The organism is Psychrobacter urativorans, assembly GCF_904846695.1.
Classification (GTDB): Bacteria; Pseudomonadota; Gammaproteobacteria; order Pseudomonadales; family Moraxellaceae; genus Psychrobacter; species Psychrobacter urativorans.
The window spans coordinates 159,688-183,037 of sequence record NZ_CAJHBR010000001.1 but is presented as its reverse complement, the minus strand read 5'-3'; the positions used below and the strand labels follow the sequence as shown (position 1 = coordinate 183,037).

At 42.6% G+C, this 23,350-nt stretch carries 18 protein-coding genes; 9 read left to right on the top strand and 9 right to left on the bottom strand.

The annotated features are described in order from the left end of the window. Nucleotides 1-84: 84 nt before the first annotated feature. A complete protein-coding gene (locus JMY09_RS00765; protein WP_201621680.1) occupies nt 85-1,395 on the top strand; it encodes a BaiN/RdsA family NAD(P)/FAD-dependent oxidoreductase in 1,311 nt (436 codons plus the stop codon). Nucleotides 1,396-1,653: 258 nt separating this feature from the next. Here JMY09_RS00765 and nemA read toward each other — a convergent pair whose 3' ends face one another. Continuing rightward, nucleotides 1,654-2,760 (bottom strand): alkene reductase, encoded by a 1,107-nt coding sequence (nemA, locus tag JMY09_RS00760; protein WP_201621679.1) that lies wholly within the window; start codon nt 2,758-2,760, stop codon nt 1,654-1,656. A 340-nt stretch (nt 2,761-3,100) separates the two neighbouring features. Here nemA and JMY09_RS00755 point away from each other — a divergent pair, with 340 nt between their 5' ends. From JMY09_RS00755 to JMY09_RS00745, 3 genes are all read left to right on the top strand, one after another. Then, nucleotides 3,101-4,288 (top strand): hypothetical protein, encoded by a 1,188-nt coding sequence (locus JMY09_RS00755; RefSeq protein WP_201621678.1) that lies wholly within the window; start codon nt 3,101-3,103, stop codon nt 4,286-4,288. 242 nt (nt 4,289-4,530) lie between these two features. Continuing rightward, a complete protein-coding gene (locus tag JMY09_RS00750; RefSeq protein ID WP_201621677.1) occupies nt 4,531-6,066 on the top strand; it encodes an alpha/beta hydrolase in 1,536 nt (511 codons plus the stop codon). A 73-nt stretch (nt 6,067-6,139) separates the two neighbouring features. Further along, on the top strand, nt 6,140-7,264 hold the full coding sequence (locus tag JMY09_RS00745) for a hypothetical protein (RefSeq protein ID WP_201621676.1): 1,125 nt from the start codon (nt 6,140-6,142) through the stop codon (nt 7,262-7,264). A gap of 55 nt (nt 7,265-7,319) precedes the next feature. Here JMY09_RS00745 and trpB read toward each other — a convergent pair whose 3' ends face one another. Beyond that, nucleotides 7,320-8,555, bottom strand: a complete 1,236-nt coding sequence (trpB, locus tag JMY09_RS00740; protein WP_201621675.1) for a tryptophan synthase subunit beta — start codon at nt 8,553-8,555, stop codon at nt 7,320-7,322. A 279-nt stretch (nt 8,556-8,834) separates the two neighbouring features. On the opposite strand from trpB, the gene JMY09_RS00735 reads away from it, so the two are divergent. Together JMY09_RS00735 and JMY09_RS00730 are read left to right on the top strand one after the other, a co-directional pair. After that, nucleotides 8,835-9,128, top strand: a complete 294-nt coding sequence (locus JMY09_RS00735) for a Trp family transcriptional regulator (RefSeq protein WP_201621674.1) — start codon at nt 8,835-8,837, stop codon at nt 9,126-9,128. Between the two features lie 117 nt (nt 9,129-9,245). Beyond that, a complete protein-coding gene (locus JMY09_RS00730; RefSeq protein WP_201621673.1) occupies nt 9,246-10,847 on the top strand; it encodes a GMC oxidoreductase in 1,602 nt (533 codons plus the stop codon). A gap of 103 nt (nt 10,848-10,950) precedes the next feature. Here JMY09_RS00730 and JMY09_RS00725 read toward each other — a convergent pair whose 3' ends face one another. Continuing rightward, nucleotides 10,951-11,421 (bottom strand): type II toxin-antitoxin system death-on-curing family toxin, encoded by a 471-nt coding sequence (locus tag JMY09_RS00725; RefSeq protein ID WP_201621672.1) that lies wholly within the window; start codon nt 11,419-11,421, stop codon nt 10,951-10,953. Nucleotide 11,422: 1 nt separating this feature from the next. Next, nucleotides 11,423-12,436, bottom strand: a complete 1,014-nt coding sequence (locus JMY09_RS00720; protein ID WP_201621671.1) for a DNA-binding protein — start codon at nt 12,434-12,436, stop codon at nt 11,423-11,425. A gap of 733 nt (nt 12,437-13,169) precedes the next feature. On the opposite strand from JMY09_RS00720, the gene JMY09_RS00715 reads away from it, so the two are divergent. After that, nucleotides 13,170-14,183: a lipoate--protein ligase gene (locus JMY09_RS00715; protein ID WP_320157825.1), complete on the top strand. Its 1,014-nt coding sequence runs from the start codon at nt 13,170-13,172 to the stop codon at nt 14,181-14,183. Between the two features lie 31 nt (nt 14,184-14,214). After that, complete coding sequence (locus tag JMY09_RS00710) at nt 14,215-14,631, top strand: VOC family protein (protein WP_201621670.1); 417 nt, start codon at nt 14,215-14,217, stop codon at nt 14,629-14,631. A 120-nt stretch (nt 14,632-14,751) separates the two neighbouring features. On the opposite strand, the gene JMY09_RS00705 is transcribed toward JMY09_RS00710, so the two are convergent. The 3 genes from JMY09_RS00705 to JMY09_RS00695 form a co-directional block, all read right to left on the bottom strand. Further along, nucleotides 14,752-16,287 carry a phospholipase D family protein gene (locus JMY09_RS00705; RefSeq protein WP_201621669.1) on the bottom strand — a complete coding sequence of 512 codons (1,536 nt, stop codon included), beginning with the start codon at nt 16,285-16,287 and terminating at the stop codon, nt 14,752-14,754. 83 nt (nt 16,288-16,370) lie between these two features. Beyond that, complete coding sequence (locus JMY09_RS00700) at nt 16,371-17,111, bottom strand: SDR family NAD(P)-dependent oxidoreductase (protein ID WP_201621668.1); 741 nt, start codon at nt 17,109-17,111, stop codon at nt 16,371-16,373. Between the two features lie 832 nt (nt 17,112-17,943). Then, complete coding sequence (locus tag JMY09_RS00695; protein WP_201621667.1) at nt 17,944-20,121, bottom strand: NADPH-dependent 2,4-dienoyl-CoA reductase; 2,178 nt, start codon at nt 20,119-20,121, stop codon at nt 17,944-17,946. Nucleotides 20,122-20,397: 276 nt separating this feature from the next. Between JMY09_RS00695 and JMY09_RS00690 the strand changes: the two genes are divergently transcribed. Beyond that, nucleotides 20,398-22,062 (top strand): AMP-binding protein, encoded by a 1,665-nt coding sequence (locus tag JMY09_RS00690; RefSeq protein WP_201621666.1) that lies wholly within the window; start codon nt 20,398-20,400, stop codon nt 22,060-22,062. Nucleotides 22,063-22,182: 120 nt separating this feature from the next. Here the strand turns inward: JMY09_RS00690 and JMY09_RS00685 are convergent, their stop codons facing one another. Together JMY09_RS00685 and JMY09_RS00680 are read right to left on the bottom strand one after the other, a co-directional pair. Continuing rightward, on the bottom strand, nt 22,183-22,602 hold the full coding sequence (locus JMY09_RS00685; RefSeq protein WP_201621665.1) for a DUF6691 family protein: 420 nt from the start codon (nt 22,600-22,602) through the stop codon (nt 22,183-22,185). 112 nt (nt 22,603-22,714) lie between these two features. Beyond that, on the bottom strand, nt 22,715-23,152 hold the full coding sequence (locus JMY09_RS00680; protein WP_201621664.1) for a YeeE/YedE family protein: 438 nt from the start codon (nt 23,150-23,152) through the stop codon (nt 22,715-22,717). Nucleotides 23,153-23,350 lie beyond the last annotated feature (198 nt).

The window sequence follows — 23,350 nt, the reverse complement described above, 5'->3', positions numbered from 1 at the left end:
TAGCAAGTAATCAAAGGCGCTACGGTCTTATGCTTATTCTGAGGTTAAGTTTTTTACTATAATCGTTTTTTAATTGGATGTTCAATGACCTCTAACCATACACTCCCACAGCATCACTTCGATGTCATTATTATTGGTGCTGGCGCTTCAGGGTTATACTGTGCACTCACCGCCGGTCGTCGCGGTCGCCGTGTACTAGTAGTGGATCATGCTAACAAGGCAGGTAAAAAAATCCTGATGTCAGGCGGTGGACGCTGTAATTTTACCAATTACTTTGTAGAGTCTGAGCACTTCATTGGTGCTAACGAGCATTTTTGTAAATCAGCCCTTAGTCGTTATCCTAGTTGGGAGTTCATTAGCTTAGTTGAGCAGCATAAAATTGCTTATCATGAGCGTGAACATGGGCAGCTGTTTTGTGACGACTCAGCGCAGGATATCTTGACTATGCTACTTGATGAATGTGATGCTGCGGGAGTACAAGTACGCCTGAATACTCAAGTTGAGCAAGTCAAAGCTATAGATAGCAGCCTGCAAACAAACACTAATAAGGTAAAAAATGCTAACGTGCGCTTTGAGGTATTAACCAATAAAAAGCTCAGTAAAAAAGAACTAGCAGAGCACGCGCCATCAGTACAGACAAGCTACAGCTGTGAGTCGCTAGTAGTGGCTACTGGCGGCTTATCTATACCTACTATGGGCGCTAGTGGTTTAGGCTATGAGCTGGCGCAGCAATTCGGTCATCAGCTGATCACTACCGATGCCAGTTTAGTGCCATTTACCTTTACTGATAAGACCGGTGAGCTACTACGCGCGCTGGCAGGTATTAGCTTACCAGTAGTAGCTAGTAACACTCGTACTTCGTTCAAGCTACCATTGTTATTTACCCATCGTGGCCTCTCTGGGCCTGCTATCTTGCAGCTGTCAAATTATTGGCAAGTCGGTGAGCCTATTGCGATTAATCTACTGCCAGACATAGACATTAGCAGCTTGTTGATAGCTCATAAAAAGTCACACCCAAAACAGTTAATTCGTACGGTGTTGGCTGATCACACTGACAATGCTTTGCCGAAAAAGCTACTGACCGCCCTACAGAGCAGTCTATGGGAAGATATAAAAGATACTGAGCTGGCTAATATCAAAGACGAGCGTTTAGAGGCGATAGGCACAGCGATCAATGGCTGGCAACTCAAGCCGTCAGGTACCGAAGGCTATCGTACTGCCGAGGTCACTCGTGGCGGGGTCAAAACCGATGAGGTCTCCTCCAAGACTATGCAAAGTAACTATCAACAGGGACTATATTTTATCGGTGAAGTGCTTGATGTTACCGGCTGGCTTGGCGGTTACAACTTTCAGTGGGCTTGGGCTAGTGGTTTTGTCTGCGGCGAGGTAGCTTAAGCGTTTAAGCGTTTAAGCGTTTAAGCGTTTAAGCGAACTTGCTGTGCCGCTTAACTATCAAACCTAAGCGCTAACTGGATAACTAACTACAGATACCGGTAAAAAGCAGCCTAGTTATTAATAACTAGGCTGCTTTTTATTGTCAGAGTTTTAACCGCTAATACTAGAAAAGCCCCAACAACATCAAGTTATTGGGGCTTTTTAGCTATTAAAGATAAAGCAGTTTGTTTGACGCTTTATCTAAAATATAAAGGCAGATTAAGCTTGATCTAAGAACGGATAGTCAGTATAGCCTTGAGCACCGCCACCATAGAAGCTATCTGGATGCTGCTTATTGAGCGGGGCATCTTGGCGAATACGTTCAGCCAAATCAGGATTAGCAATATAATCACGGCCAAAAGCGACGGCATCAATATAGCCGGCGCTAACATTTCTTACCGCTTTTTCAGCAGTATAACCACCAGCGGCAATAATAGTATTGTCAAAGGCATCACGAATGCGCTGACGGAAACCATCGTTATAAGGTGTGCCGCCTGCCCAATCAGGTTCAGATAAATGTAAATACATTAGATTGCGCTTATTGATTTGCTCAATTAGCCAAATATTATCATCTTCATCATAGCCTGCTTCAACACTATTAAAAGTGCCTTGTGGAGAAACACGGACACCGATATGATCGCTATCCCAAGCCTCGACACAAGCATCGATAACCGCTAACGTCAAACGGGCACGGTTTTCACGACTACCACCGAACTCGTCATCACGCTGGTTGGTTTGCTCGACCCAAAACTGATGTAACAGATAGCCATGAGCGCCATGAACCTCAACACCATCGAACCCTGCTTGTTGCGCGCACTTAGTCGCATGAGCAAAGTCAGCGATCACTTGCTGAATCTCTTCGGCAGTCGCTGGACGTGGTGGAGTGGTGTCAACGCGAATCGCTTGATTGTCACTATCTCGTAGAGAAGTACGGGCACTAACTTTGACAGCCGAAGCAGAAATAGGGGCTTCGCCATCTGGCTGTACGCTCTTATGCGCAACCAAACCGGTATGCCAAAGCTGTATTACGATTTTGCCGCCTTTAGAATGTACATCATCGACGATGACTTTCCAAGCGGTGGTCTGGTCCAAGGTATGTAATCCTGGCGCGCCCGCATAGCCTTTAGCTTGAAAAGAGACTTGCGTTGCTTCAGCGATAACTAGCCCTGCTCCTGCCGCACGCTGTGAATAATATTCACCTGCTAATGCGGTTGGAACATCGCCTGGTTCAACAGAACGCAGGCGAGTCAATGGCGCCATAATAATACGGTTTTTAAGGGTTTGGCTGCCCATTTTTACTGGTTCAAATAAGTTATCGTATGCCATGGTAAATCCTATTTATCTTTGGTATTAATTGTTATCTATCTAGGAGTATAAAACTCATCATTCAATAGAATAGTTAGATGAGTGGGATCCTTTATTAGGCAGGTGAGTCATTATTCAACTGACTCTTACAAACAAAAACGCTACTGGGCAGTACAAAAATATCTCAGCAATATAAAACTAAGCTCATAGCTTTTACAATTACATTGAGCAATGCGCCCCGTTGTTGTATCCTGCTTAAAAAATCAGCCCTGTTTGATAATTAGATCGTTAGCTCAAACCGCAACTCAGACTACTATTAAGTAATAAGCTTAGAGTATTAATCTAAGCAAGGATGTAATCAATGCCAAAGACCCCTTTAGCACTAATGATAGCGGCCAGCCTATTGTTTGCTACTAGTGCTTGCCAGCCGCCACCTGCTAAGCCTGCATCTGATAAGTTAAAGGTTGCAAATAACTCGGATAAACCGAAACCGTCAGCGGCTACTCAAACTATAGATGAGACTAAAACCGAACCGCTGGTAGAAGTCAAAACCCCAAAAGCACTGACTAAAGCGTTCGTGGCATTGTCTGAGACCAAACTGACTAATGAGCTTATTTGTACTAAGCTTAACGATACTATGCAACAGATTGATAATAAAAGTAAATTTGAAGATATTCATACTATTCAGCGCCAACTAGAGGTTTGTCTACCGACTACTGGTAACTCCGAAATACTGCAATGGCTAGCAGAGTATCAAGCGCTGTACGGCCGTTTTTTATCGATTAATCAGCCAGTCAATGAACAAAGTTTTTACACTTTAATGAACTTAGCTGAACGCGGTGAAAAATTTCCTTTAGCCGCCCTAAAAAAAGTCACCCCTCGCATCCGATATCTTATCAGCCTAGTGGAGAGTAATGCTGATGTTAACGTGCTGTATCTTGGCAAAGGGGACTATACCTTTCATCATGATCTAAAGGCCATGGCTGACTTATTCACTCCTTATTTACCTAAGGATCAAAGTGCCTTTATTCAGCGCCTAGCAACAGACAACCAAAGTGTCTTTTGGCATGATGCGACGATTGCCATCCCTTTTGATCAAGTACTTGAACGCGCTATATTTTGGCAAGATTATATTCAGCGTTATCCCAATGGCTATGCTATTGAAGACGCCAAAAGCTTATTTGCTATCTATCGCTATCTGCTGTTTTTCGGTTCAGAAAATACTCAGTGGACAGATGATGAGTTACGAGAATTCCGTGATCCAGCACAGCAGCAAGCCATTAACCAATTGGCGCAATCTGCAAACAGTCAACTGGCTCAAGACGCCCAAGGCTTGATTGATTTTATGGCTTTATCGGCCAGCCAGCGTCAGAAAAAGTATCCAGCACCTAGTAAAAATGATAACGGCGATAAACTAGATAAACGACAAAAAGCAAAGTATCAGCTAGCATCAGCCTTACAAATAGTGTCACCTTGGCAAAGCGACCATAAAAGTGACTATAAGAACTGCTTTACTGGCATAGTTTGTGTTGATAGCTCAACTAGCTAGTTTGTATAAATATTTTGCCTAGCTAGTTTGCATAAATAGTTGCTATCAATATTTGTTATCAGTATTTGTTATGAACAGCAGCCGTTAGTAATGCTAGCACTACTATAAAAGCTTAAAACATCAGTCATATACACGCTCAAGCTAAGTCGCAGAAGTGGCGACTCATGCTGCTATATGATTGATGTCAATACATCACTAATCAAGCTGGCACAGCACCTTTTCCCTATAGGTATATCCGACTCATGTTACCCAAAATATTTCGTGGCACCTTGCTAGCTTTAACTACGGTTGTTTGTGCCAGCTTCCCGCCAACTTATGCTCCGTTAACTGAGCAAAAGGTTACTACCAGCAACAGCACTGTGAATCCTGATAACGATGTTAATAAGAGCTCTATTAATTGGCAGCCTTGTGTCCAGCCCAGTTTTGCCAACTGGTTTCCAAGCTACGCAGAAGTAGATACCTTACAGTGCGCCACCATTGAAGTACCGCTAATCAATGCCGGAACACCTACCGTTATCAAGCTCGCTATATCACGCTTACCCGCTAGCGGTAGCGAACAGCAAAAGCTCGGCACCTTGATAAGTATCTCTGGGGGTCCAGGCCAATCTGGACTGGATGTCTCGCCTATCAATTCAGCTGCTTACCAAAAACTATCTAGGCACTTCGATATCATTGGTTATGCACCACGCGGCGTGCACCCTAGTACTCCTACGGTCAAATGTAGCACTGTAGATCGGGTGCTTACTCCAGAAGATGCAGAGAGCTTTGCACAAGGCTGTTGGGAGCACACTCCCCATGATCTATTGACACAGCTAGGGGCAGATTATGCCGTTAATGATATCGAGGCCATACGACAAGCGCTAGGAGTGTCGAAGGTTAGCCTAATTGGTTATTCTTACGGTACTAAAATTGCTGCCCTATATGCAGAGAAGTTTCCTCAATACCTACGCGCGGGTGTGCTCGACGGTGTGGTCAACCTAAATGAGACTGAACTACAAATGGCGGTAAATCAGTCGGTAGCTGTACAAAAAACCTTTGAGCGCTTTCTCACTGCCTGTCGTCAAAAGTCTGATTGTTATTTTGCGGATACTGATACTGTGGCAGCTGCTGAAGCTAAGCTGGCTAAGCTTTATTACTATATCGAGAGCCATCAGCTATATGATTTGGATGGTCAGCGTATTTTACCAGTGAGCTTGTCTGGCATAATCTATGACTCTTTGATGTGGCCTGAACAATGGCCGATGCTAAACTCTTTATTCCATCAGCTTGAGAATGAGGATTTCGAACTTTATAAACAGCTTATCGCCGATCAAAAAGACAATACTGATTTTGCGACTTTTGCTGCTATCTTATGTGCTGACGGTGCGCCGACTTCAACCAAAAAAGCCGCTTATATCGATGACATAAAACGTGTTGATGCGCTATTAACTTGGGATGATTTTCGCAAATTTACTGATAAAGAAATAGTAGACACTTGCTACTATTGGCCTATTGCTGGTAGTGATATACCGCATGTTCCTAAGCTATCGCCTTCTGCACCACCCCTGTTGTTAATAGCTCAAACTGATGACCCTGCGACACCTTACATCAACGCTTTAGCTATGCAAAAGTATTTAAATTCAGTATTATTAACTCGTAACAGTGACGGCCATACTTTAGCCTTATCTGATTTAAGTAGCTGTGTTGATAATCAAGTCGTTGACTATCTGATAGACCCAAACAGTTTAGCTAATGGCAACAATAACAGCAGGCAAGGTAATATATATTGTGCTAAATAGTTAACAGCCTGGGCGTCGTTTACCTTTAGTTATCTAAAAGCTGGTAGCGGGTTATCTATCAAGGGGATATATTATGCAAAAGACTGCTTTAGCATTAACACTCGCTACTAGCCTGCTGTTAACCCTCAGTGCTTGCCAGCCCTCCTCTGACCCCACTGGAAAATCAGACTCAACTGCCACTAATACTATCAAACAAAAACAAAAAGCAACCCCTATAGAAGTTGCACAACCAACGACTGTTGCAAGCACAGCTATCGATGCGCAAACTTGTATAGCACTCAATAAAGCTATGCAAAAAATAGGCAGCACTAGTAAGATCGAAGCGATCTATGCTATTCAGCAGCAACTAGAAGCTTGCTTATCCACCGCGAATAATGCCGAAGTGTTGGCTTTGCTAAAGAACTATCAAGCGCTATATGAGCGTTTTTTGGGCCCTGACAATTATATGGATGATGAGGACTTCTACGCCATAGTAGAAACTATGGAGGCAGGCAAAAAAGTAACGGCAGAGCAGCTAGAAGTCTTAGCTCCACGTATACAGTATCTTGTGAAATTGGTAGAAACTAAGGCTGACGTTAGCATACTGTATATAGGCGAAGGGATATTTGTGTTTCATCATGACTTAAAGGCCATGGCTGATATCTTCACTCCCTATTTAGCTAAGGATCAACAAGTCTTTATTCAACAGATGGCAAAAGACAACCAACAGATTTTTTGGAATGATGCGGCGATTGATATCTCGTTTGATGAAGTGATTGCTCGTGCTGAGTTTTGGCAAAATTATATCCAACGTTACCCAAAAAGCTCTTTTATTGCAGATGGCAATATTTTATTCGACTTCTATCGTCATGCGCTGTTTTTTGGCTCAGACAACACGCAGTGGACAGATGATGCTGTACATGAGTTTATAAGCCCAGAATATGAGCAAGCAATGCAAAAATTAGCCAAACGTGCTAATAGTATTTTGGCGCGAGATGCTCGTAGCCTATTTAAGTTTATGGCGATGTCTGACTCACAACGCCAGCAAACCTATCCAGTACCTGAATTTGACGAGGATGGTGATGAGATACAGGAATGGTCCAAAGTACGCCATCAGCTAAAAATGGCCTTACCTATACCTTTATCCCTACCTTGGGAAGAGGATGGTAATAGGGAATGCTCAAATGGCATAATTTGTGTAGATTATAATGTTGAATAACAAGCTTGGAGTGGATTACCTATTTAGTAAGCCACTCCCTAGCCCTAAGGCTAAATTACAATTTTACTTTATCCAAAATAAAATCAATATCTTTATCGCCCCGTCCTGATAAATTGACTAAGATAGTCTCATCAGCAGGCATATCTTTGGCAATCTTCATCGCATAAGCTATAGCGTGCGCCGTCTCTAGAGCAGGAATAATACCTTCTAATCGTGACAACGCCATAAACGCCTCTAAACACTCATCGTCAGTAGCTGACTCATAAGTGGCCAGTTTATTGTCTCGCAAGTGCGAATGTTGCGGCCCAACTCCTGGGTAATCTAGGCCCGAAGCAATTGAATGCACTGCTGCAGGTTCACCTTGGTCATCGAGCAGCACATAACACTTAAAACCATGAATCTCGCCTTTGACTCCTAAGGTCATAGTAGCCGCATGCTTACCTGTCTCTAAGCCTTCGCCTGCTGGTTCAACACCTATCTTCTGCACGCTCTCATCATCAAAAAACCCACTGAATATCCCAATAGCATTAGAGCCGCCACCAACGCAGGCCACCACTTTATTAGGCAGCTTGCCGGTGGTGGTTAAGAATTGCGCTCGTGCTTCATGGCCAACTACAGATTGAAAGTAGCTGACTATCTCAGGATAAGGCGCAGGCCCAAGCGCCGAGCCAATGGCAAACATACTAGTATCTAGCTCGCCAAGATAAGCCTCAAAGGCACTATCGACAGCTTCTTTTAAGGTGCCAGCGCCACGAGATACTGGGATGATATTAGCCCCTAAGATTTTCATTCGACTCACATTAGGGTGTTCCTTCTCAATATCTACCTCCCCCATGTGTATTTCACACTCCAAGCCCATCAGTGCTGCAGCCGTTGCTAACGCCACACCGTGTTGCCCTGCCCCTGTTTCAGCAATGACTTTAGTCTTGCCTAGCTTTTTTGCCAGTAGGACTTCACCTAAGCAATGGTTTATTTTGTGAGCGCCAGTATGATTGAGATCTTCACGCTTAAAATAAATTTGCGCGCCGCCGCAATGCTCAGTTAAGCGTTTTGCATGATATAGCGGACTCGGTCTACCCACGTAAGTCTCACGTAAGCGCTTCATCTCATCGATAAAGTCTTGCTCTTTGATGATTTCACGAAAGCCTGTTTCTATCTCATCCATGGCTTTGGCTAATTCAGGATGACCAATTTTGCCACCGAATTCGCCATATAAACCCTCATCACTAGGGAGCACAAACTGATGTAAGCCATAGCCGTTTGTGGTCTCTACTTTATTATTAATTGTCATATTAGAACCTTAATGCTTTTGGAGGTTATATAAGTAAACTAGTTTGTCGAATGGATTTTAAAAGCTATGTCTAAAGCTATTTTTTAAGCACTTTTAAAGCGTTTTTAAACTTAAAATTATCTACTACTATAAATAAATGTTATCATGTTCTAGTACACTGATACGTATTTTAAAGTAAGTTTTATATTAGGTCAAGCGTCAGCAGTAGCTTAAAATGCCTTGATAGCATTTATTTTTATTAGCCGTTTTTTAACTGTTCATATTCAGGAAGTATTTAGCATGACAAAAGAAGATTATCGATCTAGTAAAGCCTACAACTATCTATTAGATTTGCTCGTGGCAACCAACGATAAGGCCCAACTGGCGGAAATATTAGCGGCGTTGATGACCGAAAATGAACAGCAAGAGCTTGTGAATCGTATAAGGATTTTCGCATTATTAGATCAAGGCGTGACCCAAAGAGAGATCAGTGCTCAGCTAGGCGTAGGTATTGCTACTGTTTCGCGCGGTGCAAAGGCATTTGGTCAGCATCAGATTGAGGCGTTGTTGCCAAGCATTGGTGATGAGGTTTAAGGATGAAAATCTACTGAATGACTAGTAAGTGTTAAGTAAGCGCTGTCAGTGCAATAATAAAGACAGTTATGTTCGCTAGACTGTTGGTTGTCAAAATATGATAAAAACAGGAAGCGTATGCAACGACGACAACTTATTAAATCAATGGGCTTAGGCATAGCTGCTGTTAGTACTTCTGCTGCAATGAGCGGCTGTCAAACGCTCTCAGCCAAGCAGTCAAAACTACCAACCAAAGCTATCCAAGCCGGACACTTTAGTAATATTATCGTTGGCAGTGGCTATGGCGGCGCAGTATCAGCACTCAGATTGAGCGAACAGGGGCATGAAGTACTGATATTAGAGATGGGCATGCGCTGGGATAGGAACCCTGAGCACGATACTTTTTGCAAAATGATTAACGCTGATAAACGCTCAAGCTGGTTTAGCAATTGGCCCAATGCGCCGATCACCATTCCGATACCTATCAAAAAATACCCTGGGGTCTTAGACTTAATCGAATACGATGAGATGAAAGTATTCGCTGGGCGTGCTTATGGCGGCGGCTCCATCGTCAATGGCGCTATTGCTATTGAGCCAAGACGCACGCATTTTGAAGCTATTTTTCCATGGATTAATGCGGACGAGATGTATGACATCTACTTTCCCCGAGCTATGAAGGAACTTAAAGTCAGTCAAATCCCCGAAGCTTTTTTTAATCAATCCAAGCATTATGAATTTACTCGTGCCGCTGAACGCCAAGCCGAAAAAGCGGGCCTTAAAACTGAATTTTTTGGTAATAGCTACGACTTTGACTATATGCAGCGCGAGGCCAAAGATGAGGTCTATAAGTCAGCACTGGGCGGTGAAGTAATTTATGGTAATAACGCTGGCAAGTTCTCACTGGATTTAACTTATCTAAAAGACGCTGAAGCTACCGGCAATGTCACGGTCAAAACTCTGCGCAAAGTTAATACTATCCAAGCGCTCGATAATAACCAGCTCAGATTAGAAGTTTATGTCATCAATAAATTTGGCGGCATTGATGAAGTTGAGCATTACACCTGCAATAAGCTATTTCTTAATGCAGGCAGTACCGGCACTTCAGAGCTGCTACTAAAGAGTCAGGCTGAGGGTCATCTTAATCATCTAAACCAACATATCGGGCAGCATTGGGGACCCAACGGCAACATCATGACTGGACGCAATTTCGTTCATGCAGCTGGCACGATCCAATCTACTATCCCAGTCAAAGGCATCAATATGTGGGACGGTGATAGAGGTGGCTCGAAATACAAAATATTTGCCGAGCTTGCGCCACTACCGCTAGGGCTTGAGACTTGGACGACGCTCTATTTAGCCATTACTGACAATCCGGAACGTGGTAATTATTACTATGACAAAGCTACCAAAACCGTCAAACTAAACTGGAAACGTGAGCAAAATGAGTATTCGGTAAACGCTGCTAAAGAGCTATTAGATAAACTTGCCAAAGCCAATGGTGGCTCTACCTCAAGCTTATTATTCACTAAAGGCTTTGGTGATAACTTTTGCTATCATCCACTCGGCGGCTGCGTATTAGGTTTGGCGACCGATGAATTTGGCCGTGTCAAAGGGCACAAGAATATCTATGTGCAAGATGGCGCATTAATCCTCGGCAGTGCTGGCGTCAATCCGTATGTGTTTATCACGGGTCTAGCTGAGCGTAATATGGCTGCTATTTTGAAGACGGATTTTGGGTAGGGTTTTGGGGTTTATAGAGATTGGCTGAATAAAGAACGCTCTTGAGAGAAGTTATTTTTGTTTTAGATTTGGAGCTGATCCTGCTTTTTGCTCATACTTCAAATTAATCACCTTTATTGTTTTCTGAAAGCTGGACAGCTCTATAAAGCTCTAATTTGAGAGATTCCGAATAGTCGTCATCATACAATATAGAAGTGATAAGCTGATGAAGTAAGTTTTTATCTATTACATTATCAGCGACCCATACAGCTATATTTTCCATCTCTACTATAAAACTATGAACAATATAATCAAAGTCGTTTAGTTCCAAAAAATATGCACCTAACGCTAATGATGAACGTTTATTCCCATCATGAAAGGCATGATTTTTATTGATTGAAAATACTAAATGAGTAAGCTTGTCTTCAAGTTCCGGATAGTACGAATCATTTTTAATATGTTCTAAAGGGCTTTCTAACTGTCCGATGACTTTTGTACCTGCCAATCCACCTGAATTTTCTATAATCCAGTCATGTGTTTGAATAGCATGGGAAACATCGAAGTAAAGAAATCTAGATTGATATTCCTCGTTCATATCATCTATCCTTCAAACGTTTAAAAACAGCTAAAGTTTCAGGATCGCTTAGCTGTTCTTCAAGTGAACGGCTTTTCTCTCCTAAGAACTTTTCGAAATCTGCTTCTGGAACAGCTTGAATGTATGCTTCTAGCTTTTCATGTAGAGCATCTCTAAAACACAAATCGCGACTTGCCATTTTAGTACGAGCGTCTGTAATTAGAGGTCTAAACAATGGATGGTTTTCAAAACCACTTATTAGCTCCTTTGCTTCTTTTTGGGTAAGCTTAGCTCCTTTTTTATTGCTAGCGAGCTTAAACTCATGAGCTATTCCAGACTCAAAACTAGCAATTAATGTCAGCACTTCAGAATACATCGTTTCACGAATTTTATCCTTTTTAGCTAGTTTTAATATTTTTTTATATTCTGTAGCATTTTCCTTAAATACGCTTTGGTAAATTAAATTAGTGAAAATTCCATATTTCCACTTATTACCCTCTATATAATTATCTAAAGCGTCTGTAAATAACTGACGATAGTTATCTTCTTGAAATGAGGCTAATAGAAAGTTTTCATCACGCTGATTAATATATTTTGTATGTCCTCCAACTTTTTCTGCCATAACATCTAACACAATATCTAATAAATGAGATCGAAGCATTCTAGCAGGTTCACTTTCTGTCAATAGCATACCAAGATTCAAAACAGCTCGAAATGAAAAGATACCTAATACGCTCGTTTTGGTACCCTCATTGATGAGGGTACCAAAAGCTAAATCCTTGAATTTTCTAAGTTTATTTCCTCTTAAAACTTGATAACCATTACTTTTTAATTCGTCATCATGTGATGCAAGATAACGTTCAATAGTTGCATCTCCTATTTCGAATAATGTCATCACTTGTTGCTTTGTAAATACAAGTTCTCCATCATAGAAAGTACCACCTGGTTCCATACGCTTTTCTGCCTGCTTTAAGGCATAACGATTATTAAGAATATTTTGACGGTCATGGGAAGATTCCGTAAGGTTCTTAGCCATTTTTAACTCCTTTTAGTATCAAATAATAATTCATATGAGTTAATAATTTTTATTTAAAGTCTAATTGTATTTAGTCTATATTATTTCGACTATTATTACTTAACACTTGTATAATCCTTCAATAAGGGATCATTGAGTTTAGATAAGTAGTTCTCTAATCTTAATGCAAAGAAACCTTAGACTGGATCTTTTTCCTAGCTTTTCTTATTTTTAACTTTATAAGCTAAAGCACTAACCTATAAATTAAAATCATGATTTACTGCAAATTCATTTAATTATAATTACGACAGATATATAGGAAGTATTAGATCTCACCGCTAGTCCTGATAGTAGCGATATCCTAACGCAGATGGTGGCGTGCGGACTAGTTTGTCTGGTGGCGTTCCAACATTCGAGCGACCACCACCAGTCATAGTCCGCATCGCCATCGACAAGCTAGGTATAGATGTCTCAAAAAACTCTATTTAAAGATTTTTTACTTGCGAAGCTAAAATTACAGTGTAATTTTTCAACGCTTCTCAAGGATTAGCTACAGCAACTAATTATTCCTCAAAAACCTATAAACCCTATTCTCAAAATCTAACCAAAACTCCCCCCTACATCACAATATTCAAACGCCCAAAACCCTGCTCTCTACCACACCACCATTGAATTCCAACCTCGAATCAGCAACAATGACAGTATCTACTTATAACATTCAATATAGAAAATCATTCGAGAAAAAGGATAGATAATGAAACTAAGAATATTAAAATCAGAAGTCACTAACCCATGGTTTAACTTAGCGACCGAGGATTGGATATTTAATACGCTCAACCCCGACTCGCACACCCTATTCTTATGGCGCAATAGTGAAACCGTCGTTATCGGCCGTTCGCAAAACCCTTGGGTAGAATGCAAAACCGATAAGATGGCAGAGGACGACGTCTTTTTAGCGCGGCGTCAAAGTGGTGGCGGCGCAGTATTCCATGACTTGGGCAATACCAATTTTACCTTTTTATCGCCCAAAGCCGATTATGACCAAGACGCCAACTTTACTATTATCATTAATGCGCTTAAAAAATTAGGCGTCGACGCTACTCTCTCAGGCCGCAATGACATGCAAGTGGGCGATAGAAAGATATCCGGTAGCGCGTTTAAACACAGCGTCGATCGCAGCTTTCACCATGGCACCTTACTGGTTAATGCCGATATGCAAAAGCTCGGCGACTATCTCAACCCACACCCGCTCAAACTGCAAGCCAAAGGCATCAAGTCAGTACGCTCACGAGTGGCAAATTTGGTCGAATTTAATGACGCTATCAACCACGAGACCCTCTCTCAAGCCATGATCGAAGCTTTCTGTGAGCATTATGGTCAGGAGGTAGAAGCTATACCGGTTGAAGAGTTGGACGAGGCTATTCTCGCACAAGAGCCGCATTTAAATAAGTACTATCAGCAGATGGCCGACTGGGAATGGCGTTTTGGCAAAACCCCAGAGTTTAGCCATCATTTAGAGACACGCTTTGACTGGGGTCTAATTGATTTGCATTTGGACGTAAAACAGGCGGTGATTGCGGAGGCGGTTATCTTTTCAGACGCTTTAAATGTGGAGTTGATTGAGGCGTTAAAAGAGTCGCTAACTGGGGTTAAATATAATAAAGATACTATTGGCGCTAAGTTGGCTGCATTAAGTGAGGCACAACCAGAAATGGCATCGCAAGTTACTGACTTTTCTGCTTGGTTGGTCGGTGCGATTACAGGTTAGAACTTTAAATAAATCAATCATAAGGCAATTTATGCAATATTTACACGCAATGATTCGCACCAATAAACTAGAGGAGACTTTAGCTTTTTATTGCGAGCTAATGGGACTTAAACTGCTAAGAAAAAAGGATTCTGAATCAGGAAGGTTTAGCTTATATTTTTTAGCGACTCATGAAGGAGCGCCAGAGATTGAGGTCACCCACAACTGGGATGAAGAACAATATAGCAACGGCAATAACTTTGGTCACTTTGCCTTTAGAGTCGATAACGTATATGAGCAATGTGAAATATTTAGGGCAGCGGGTGTCGATATATTGCGACCACCTAGAGATGGCTATATGGCCTTTGTTAAAGACCCTAATAATATCTCAATCGAGCTGCTGCAAAGTGGCGAGCGCTTGGCACCCATCGAGCCTTGGATTTCCATGGAGAATATCGGCACATGGTAGGCTATAAGAAGCCTTTCATATACCGCTATGTAAGAAGACAACATAAGAAAACAATATAAGAAAACAGGGACGTTAGTGAGTCCTCTGCAGCTGGGGGCTACATATAGCCCTGTTTTTAGATTATAAAAGCCATTCCACTGGTAGCCAGCCGACGACTGTCAAAATGATACTGTTTAGCAGATTTGATCCAGGCTCCGAAGTACTCACTGACCCCGTATTAGAATCGATCCAAACCAACTTCCCATCGCGTTGTTCAACGCGCCAAGCCAGTCCATTTATTTGTTCATCGAATGCTTTGTGTACTTTTTGCGCCATCTGCTCACTATTGATAAGCAAACCCATTTCAGTATTTAATCTAGTAGAGCGAGGGTCAAAGTTAAACGATCCCACAAAAATTCGCTCTCCATCAATCGCAAAGGTCTTTGAATGGAGACTAGCTCCTGTCGATCCGAACGGCCCTAAACGGTTAGAGCTAGCATTAGGTGCCGCTTTGCTACGTAGCTCAAAAAGCTCAACGCCACTTTCAAGCATGGCTTTGCGGCGCTTGGCATAACCAGCATGGACGGGCAGTACATCTGTGGCTTGCATAGAGTTGGTCAGCATGCGTACATCGATACCGCGCGCCTCAAGCGTAGCAAAAGCTTCTACGCCCCCAGCTCCAGGAACAAAATAAGCCGAAACTCCATCGAGGCGGGTCTTGATGTCACCTACCGCATCCTTTAGCCGGCTTGCCAATAAATCTTCACGAGGCACGGCGCCTTGGCCTTTTATTGGATCATCACTCACTAACACAGCCGTGGTCCACTCTAAATCAAGCTCCCCTGCTGCAAGGGACGCCACGATGTCTGAGCTTTCCAAAATGGCCTTGTACTGGCTCATCTGTGGATCGTTCTTTAATCCAGCCAATCGAGTGCCAATCGGGTCATTTACTTTAGGTTTTCCAACAATTAAGTCTGCTGGATAAACAGATAGCGCCGCCCAATAGCGGTCAAAATCAGCAGCAATCTGCGGAACAATATTACCTACCGCCATAACATCAAAATCAACAAAAAGTGGCGTTAAACCAGTACCAAAATACTCATCACCGACGTTTCGACCACCCACTATGGTCGCGCGCCCATCTACTGTGAAGGATTTGTTATGCATTCTTCGGTTTAATCGGAAAAAATCAAACCCATAAGATAATATCTTCGCCGTGCGCAGATTAAAGGGATTATACAGCCGTACTTCGATATTTGGATGGGCAGCAAGCGCTGCTAGCTCAGGATCGATTCCCGTTGTACCATTGTCATCTAGCAACAGCCTAACGCGTACCCCTCTATCGGCGGCGCGAACCAAAGCATCAAGTAGCAAAGTCCCCGTCAGATCAGCATGCCAAATATAGTATTGAGCGTCAATGCTTGAGACAGCCGCATCGGCTAACAGTATCCGTGCAGCAAAAGCATCAGCCCCACTTTGTAGTGGTGCAATCCCAGTTAGCCCTTTATGGGCTGCTTCAAGATCAATCAGCGATTCGGCTAAGGGCCCACTGGTCGCTTTTGGCAACACGGTTGTATCTATGCGCCCTTCTATTTCTGGAATGGAAAAGGTCAATCGGGCGATGAGAATAGCGCTCCCGGTAACGACAACAATAAAGAAGAGCGCTTTTAAAATCATATTAAAAATTTTCCATTATGTATTAGGACATGCCCTAATTATTATAAAATCTAAGGCCGTTTAACTATAAAAAATTAAACCTATTAGGTCGCCATAATACCGCCGTCAACGATAAATTCTGCACCCGTTGAATAGCTTGAATTATCAGATGCCAAAAACGCTACCATCTTGGCCACTTCTTCAGGCTTACCGATACGTTTCATCGGGATATTTTGGATATAGTTTTGCACAGTATCTTTGATATCATCGGCTTCGACACCTGGGGTTTGGATGGCGCCTGGATGCACTGAGTTCACACGAATGTTATATTCAGCATACTCTTGCGCAACCGCTTTAGTTAGGCCAGTAGCGGCAAATTTAGAAGCATTATAGATAGAGTTACCGGCCGTACCACGCAAGCCTTCTAGCGATGAGATATTGACGATAGAGCCACCGCCTGCCTTCTTCATAGATGGCAAGATTTTTTGCATGCCATAGAAGTTACCGAACAGGTTAACATCTAACAGCTTTTGTAAATCTGCCCCTGTAAACTCGATAAAGGGCTTCATGATATCGATACCCGCATTATTTACTAAGATATCTATTGGCCCAAAAGTATTTTCGCCATGCTCGATAGCAGCATCCCAAGCGTCAGGATCAGTCACATCGAGCTTAACGAAAGTGGCATTATCACCCAGCTCTTTGGCTAGCTTCTCACCGTTATCAACTAAGACGTCAGTGATAATGACTTTTGCGCCATCCTCATGTAATTTGCGCACGTGTGCTTCGCCCAAACCTTGTGAGCCACCAGTGACTAGCGCAACTTTATCTGCTAATAATTTCATCGTACTTACCTTTATAGTTATGATTATAAATTTAAATATTCTCGTAGAATAGTTATAATTTTTGACTTTTATATTAGATATTGCAAAAAATCAGTCTACGATGGTATCAAAGATAAAATAGCAATTGTCTGAATGTTCTCTAGAAGTTACAAGCTTTGCAGGGTTACTACTTTTAATTGCATTACTCTTACATATTTAGATTTTGTTTTGTTTTGTTTTGTCTGTAAATGATTGATTAAATAATTAGATAACTGGGTGTATTAATGTCAATATTACGCAAAAATTAGAAGTTGAATATAGGCAATAATGGCTTTGTTCGATAAGTTTGTAGGGTGCTTTCCACGCACCGTTTTATACAAAATAAGCAGGGCAATTGAACTTTACAAAGCTAAAAACTTTTGCTATTTATATAAGTGTTAAGCTTAGTACTTTGTTAGCTATATAAAGACTAGCTTTACCGTAGGCTGGCGCTTTTAGCCCAGCGCTTTTGTTAGTATCGTGCAACACCACGTAGTTTATCGCCAGTTAGCTAAACTGCTTTTCATCACTTGCAATAAATTTTTACTCAAAAAAGTACTGTTACCTAGTTGCTGAGCTAAAGCCACAGCCTACAAAAACTATTATAAATCTAGTCTATTTAAAACGAATTAGTTTCTTCAAACTCTCATAGAGAGTTAAGACTAAATGTAACTCACCATCGAATTCTTAGACTTGGCGGATTACGCTTGGGATAACCCACCTTATAAAAATTTAAACTACTAAATTTCAATCAAAAAAAAGCGGCAAGATAATAAATCTAGCCGCTTTTTTATTTAACTTAAAATATCAAATCTTAAATCCCAACTGCAACCTCAGCCCCATCACGAATGGCGCGTTTGGCATCCAGCTCAGCTGCTAATTTTGCCCCGCCAATCAAGTGGTATTGCGCGTCTGGTGCATCACCGACATTTGGCATTAGCTCCACTACTGACTCTTGACCGGCGCATACCACTACGCTATCAACTCGTAAGAGCTGGCTTTGGCCTTGATTATTAGTGATCCAAATACCTTCATCAGTGATTTTTTCGTACTGCGCACCAGAGACTTGAATGACCCCATGTGACTTAACATGAGCACGATGTACCCAGCCAGAGGTTTTATTTAGGCCACTACCTAAGCGACCCTTGCTGCGTTGAATCATATACACTTGGCGTATAGGAGTGATACTTTCAGGCTGCACTAAGCCACCATCGCTTTTATAACCCATATCCTCAGTCACGCCCCATTCCTCACGCCACTCACTAATCGATTGTGGCTCTGGACGATAGCTTGGATCTTTTAGAGTTTCAGGCGCTAACTTATCTAATGGCTGACCATGACGAGCGGTTAGATACTCACTAACATCGAAGCCAACACCGCCAGCACCGATGACCGCAACGGTATTACCCACTGACTTCTCACCAGAGAGTAGTTCAGCATAAGTCATCACTTGTGGCAGATCTGCCCCTTCGAGTTTGCCAGCCAAACTTCTTGGCACAACACCGGTTGCGACAATAACGTGATGAAATTTAGCCGCCTCTAACATGGCTTTATCGACTTTAGTATTGAGCTTAATATCAACGCCTAAATGCTCAAGCTCATTAATATAGTAGCGGATAGTCTCAAAGAATTCTTCTTTACCTGGGATGACCTTGGCGTAGTTAAACTGGCCCCCTAAAATATCTTTTGCCTCAAATAAAGTCACCTCATGACCTCGGAGCGCCGCTACGTGTGCTGCTGACATACCAGCGACTCCGCCACCGATGACCGCCACCTTCTTAGGCTTCTTGGTTTTGATATAGACCAGCTCAGTCTCATAGCAGGCTTGTGGATTAACTAAGCAGGTTGAGCGCTTATTTTCAAAGGTATGATCTAGACAAGCTTGGTTGCAAGCAATGCAAGTGTTAATACGATCGGCTTGACCCGCTTGCGCTTTATTGACCCAGTTCGGATCAGCTAAGAAAGGACGCGCCATTTGAATCAAATCTGCTTTAGCGCTAGCGATGATATCTTCAGCAGTATCCGGCATATTGATACGGTTGGCCGCCATCATAGGAATACTGATATGTTTTTTTATCTCAGCGCTAAAATCAACAAAGGCGGCACGTGGTACGCTAGTGACAATAGTAGGGACACGTGCTTCATGCCAGCCGATACCAGTGTTCATGATAGTTACGCCCGCTTTTTCTAGCGCTTTGGCAACGATGATCACTTCATCCATAACGTTGCCATCTTTGACTAAGTCGATGACTGACAAGCGAAATAAGATAATAAAGTCATCGCCAGCCGCCTTGCGAACCGCTTTAACTATATCGACAGCTAGCTTCATACGGCCATAAATATCACCACCGTATTGATCGCTGCGTTTATTAACGTGGCTCGATAGGAACTGATTAAGCAGATAGCCTTCTGAGCCCATGATCTCTACACCGTCATAGCCTGCTTGCTTAGCAAGACGTGCTGAGCGGGCATAGTCCTCAATAGTCTGCTCGATATTTTTGATGCTCATCTTACGGGGTTTAAACGGTGAAATAGGCGATTTGATTGCGCTTGATGACACAACAAAGGGATGATATCCGTAGCGCCCACTGTGCAAGATTTGCATGATAATTTTGCTATCATATTTATGTACAGCGCTCGTCACTCGTCGATGGTTGATGACATCCATCTTGCTATTCATCGTACCGCCAGCAGGTAGCAGCCAGCCTTCACGGTTGGGCGAGATACCGCCAGTGATCATCATCGCCACGCCACCTTTGGCACGTTCAGCAAAGTAAGCCGCTAGCTTGCGGTAGTTGTAAAATCTATCTTCGAGGCCAGTATGCATAGAACCCATAACGATGCGGTTTTTAAGAGTAGTAAAGCCTAGATCTAATGGCTCAAATATATGAGGATAGTGCTCTGAATCATTAGCGGCATTAGCAGTTACGATACGGTCGGTTGGTTTGCTGCTCTGTGTTACTTGGCTGGCAGTATGGGTGCTGGCGCTCATGTCATTATCCTTATCAATCAATAGGGTACTGCTATCAAATACCTTTGACAGTCAATAGTTGATGTATCGTAACATAATGCCATTATTAGCAGCTACGAGCACAAGCGACTGACGAGTGATTATTATATTAATAAAATAATAAGGCGACTAGCTTGCACTGAACCGCTATAGAGCATACCGAAATACTCTTACTTTTTGACAGCTATTGTCTATACTAGATATCACTCGCCATCGGTTAACAGCGATTAAAATTAAAACAACACAAAGGACTATCTCATGACTGACTTTCATACCGGTCTTGGCAAGAACCCAGCTAACTATCAGCCGCTAACCCCAATCGATTTTATCATTCGCACTGCCTACACTTATCCCACTCAGACTGCCATTATCTATGATGATCTCGAAACCAATCACCTGACTCAAACTTGGCAGCAGACCTTCATTCGTTGTCGACAACTGGCAGATGGCCTGCGCAAACTAGGGATCGATAAAAACGATACCGTTGCGGTGATGATGCCTAATACTCCGGCGATGGTTGAGAGTGCCTTTGGCGTTCCGATGTCAGGTGCTGTCTTGTGCACCTTAAATACGCGTTTAGATATCAATGCGCTGACCTTTTGTCTGCAGCATTCTGAAGCCAAAGTATTGATTCTAGATAGTGAGTTTTCAGCTTTGGCTAAGATCATTGATGAGACCTTTCCTAAGCTAATAGTTATTCATGCTACCGATAGCGCTGTTGACGTAGAGCGCTTTGGACAGTTGAGTTATGAGGAGTTGCTAGCCAGCTCAGACTGTTTAGATAATTGGGAGATGCCTGCCGATGAGTGGGATGCTATTGCCCTTAACTATACTTCTGGCACTACTGGCACCCCAAAAGGCGTGGTCTATCATCATCGTGGTGCTACGCTGAATGCCGTCTCCAATATCTTAGATTGGGATATGCCCAAACATCCCACCTATTTATGGACGCTACCGCTATTTCATTGTAATGGCTGGTGCTTTCCGTGGGCTATTGCTGAGCGTGCTGGGGTCAATGTTTGCTTACGTAAGATGGATGCCGACTTGATTTTGCAGCTGATTGCTAAATATGAAGTGAGCCATTATTGTTCAGCGCCGGTGGTACATAATATGATTGCTAATGGCAAAGCTGAATATAAAGCTGCCATTACTCATGCCGTTAAAGGCTGGGTGGCAGGAGCACCACCGTCTGAGACTATGCTGGCTCAAATGGAAGAAATGGGCTTCGACATCACTCACGTTTATGGTCTGACCGAAGCGTATGGGCCAGTAACTGTGTGCGCTGAGCAGCCAGAATGGGCTGATTTGAATATCGTTGAGCGTGCACAGAAGAAGTCTCGTCAAGGAGTACCCTCCCATCTGATGAATGGGTTTGAAGTGTTCAAACAAGGCAGCACTGAGCTGGTCAAAGCTGATGGTGAAGAGATAGGTGAGCTGGCACTGCGCGGTAATATGATAATGAAAGGCTATCTAAAAAACCGCAAAGCTACTGAAGCGGCGTTTGCTGATGGCTGGTTCCGTACTGGAGACTTAGGGGTCAAATACCCCGATGGCTATATTAAAATCATGGATAGGCTCAAAGATATTATCATCTCTGGTGGTGAGAATATCTCCAGTATCGAGGTTGAGAATGTTTTATATAAAATGCCTGAAGTTTTAAGCTGTGCCGTCGTTGCTGCACCCGATGATAAGTGGGGTGAAGTACCTGTCGCTTTTATTGAAATCTATACTGGTAGCGTTTTACAACGTAACCAAGTTATTGAGCATTGCAAGCAGCATCTAGCTGGCTTTCAAGTTCCTAAGCATATTATCTTCGCTGAAATTCCAAAAACCAGCACCGGTAAAGTACAAAAATTTGAACTGCGCCAAGCGGCTAAGTCGTTAGCGCATGAAAGCTCTAAGGTGACGCCTTCAAACAAATAAGCTATTAAAATTTTGTTTTATAATATAAGGTTTTTGACGATAAAAAAGCCAGCCTAGAGTTAACTTATAGGCTGGCTTTTTAGTCGCCAGACAAATGGTCATAGCGGTTGCAGACTTATATCAGCCTAGCTTGGGCTCTAACCATTGATATAGCAACATACCTATAATCATCGCTGGTATAAATACATAAGCTTGCCACTGACCTGTACCGAGCAACACAATCCCTGGTCCCGGACAGATACCGACTAAGCCCCAACCGATACCGAACAACATTGCTCCAATTAGCAGTTTTTTATTGATTGTAGTTTTGGTTGGCATCTCAATTAGCGTGCCTATCCAACTGTTACCCTGACGCTTAGCTAGTTGTACCCCGACGATAGCCACCATCAAGCCGCCACCCATCACTAGCGCTAGAGAGATATCCCAAGCGCCAAATACATCTAAGAACCCTTGCACTTTTACTGGGTCAGTCATTCCCGATATCAGTAGTCCAAAACCAAATAGTAATCCTGCCAGCAAGCCAATTATATTTTTTAACATGGTCGTCTCTTCTACTTATCGTTGCTTATCATGGTTTATGATTATTTGTTAAAAGCTTATAGTTAATGGTTATTGCTCGGCAATATCTAACGCCCAGTAACTATTAGATTAGCTAAATTAGCCCAAATACTTGCCGACCTATATAAACCGTAATAATACCAAACAGCATAAAGGTCACTGTCGCCGCCATAGAGCGTGGGGATAAGCGCGCATTACCGCAGATACCATGACCACTAGTACAACCTGATCCTAAGCGAGTGCCAAAGCCCACTAATAATCCGGCACCAATTAACAGTGGCAAGGAGCTAGTTACTTTTACCTTCGCTAGCGGTGCTACTAGCTGATATAAAAGTGGCGCTACGATAAGGCCTAATACAAATAATACTTGCCAAGCCTCTACTCGTTTAGGTTTAAGCAAGCTGGAGGCAATACCACTAATACCAGCTACTCGGCCAATACCTAATAACAAGATGACGGTTGCCACCCCTATTATGACACCTCCAACTAACGAGATAGGCGTAAAAGCTTGCCAGTCTACTTGGATACTCATCGCGATCTACCTAGTTTGTTATTGACATTATGGTTTGCGCATACCGCTCAATTGCTGATTATCAGTTAATTAACAGTAACGATTTCCCAATTATCGATTTATAATTATACATTATATAACAAAGTATATTAAATAGGTAAAAAAAATACTGAACCTTAAGTCATTAAGGCCCAGTATGGTGTTCAGCTAAGACAAGGG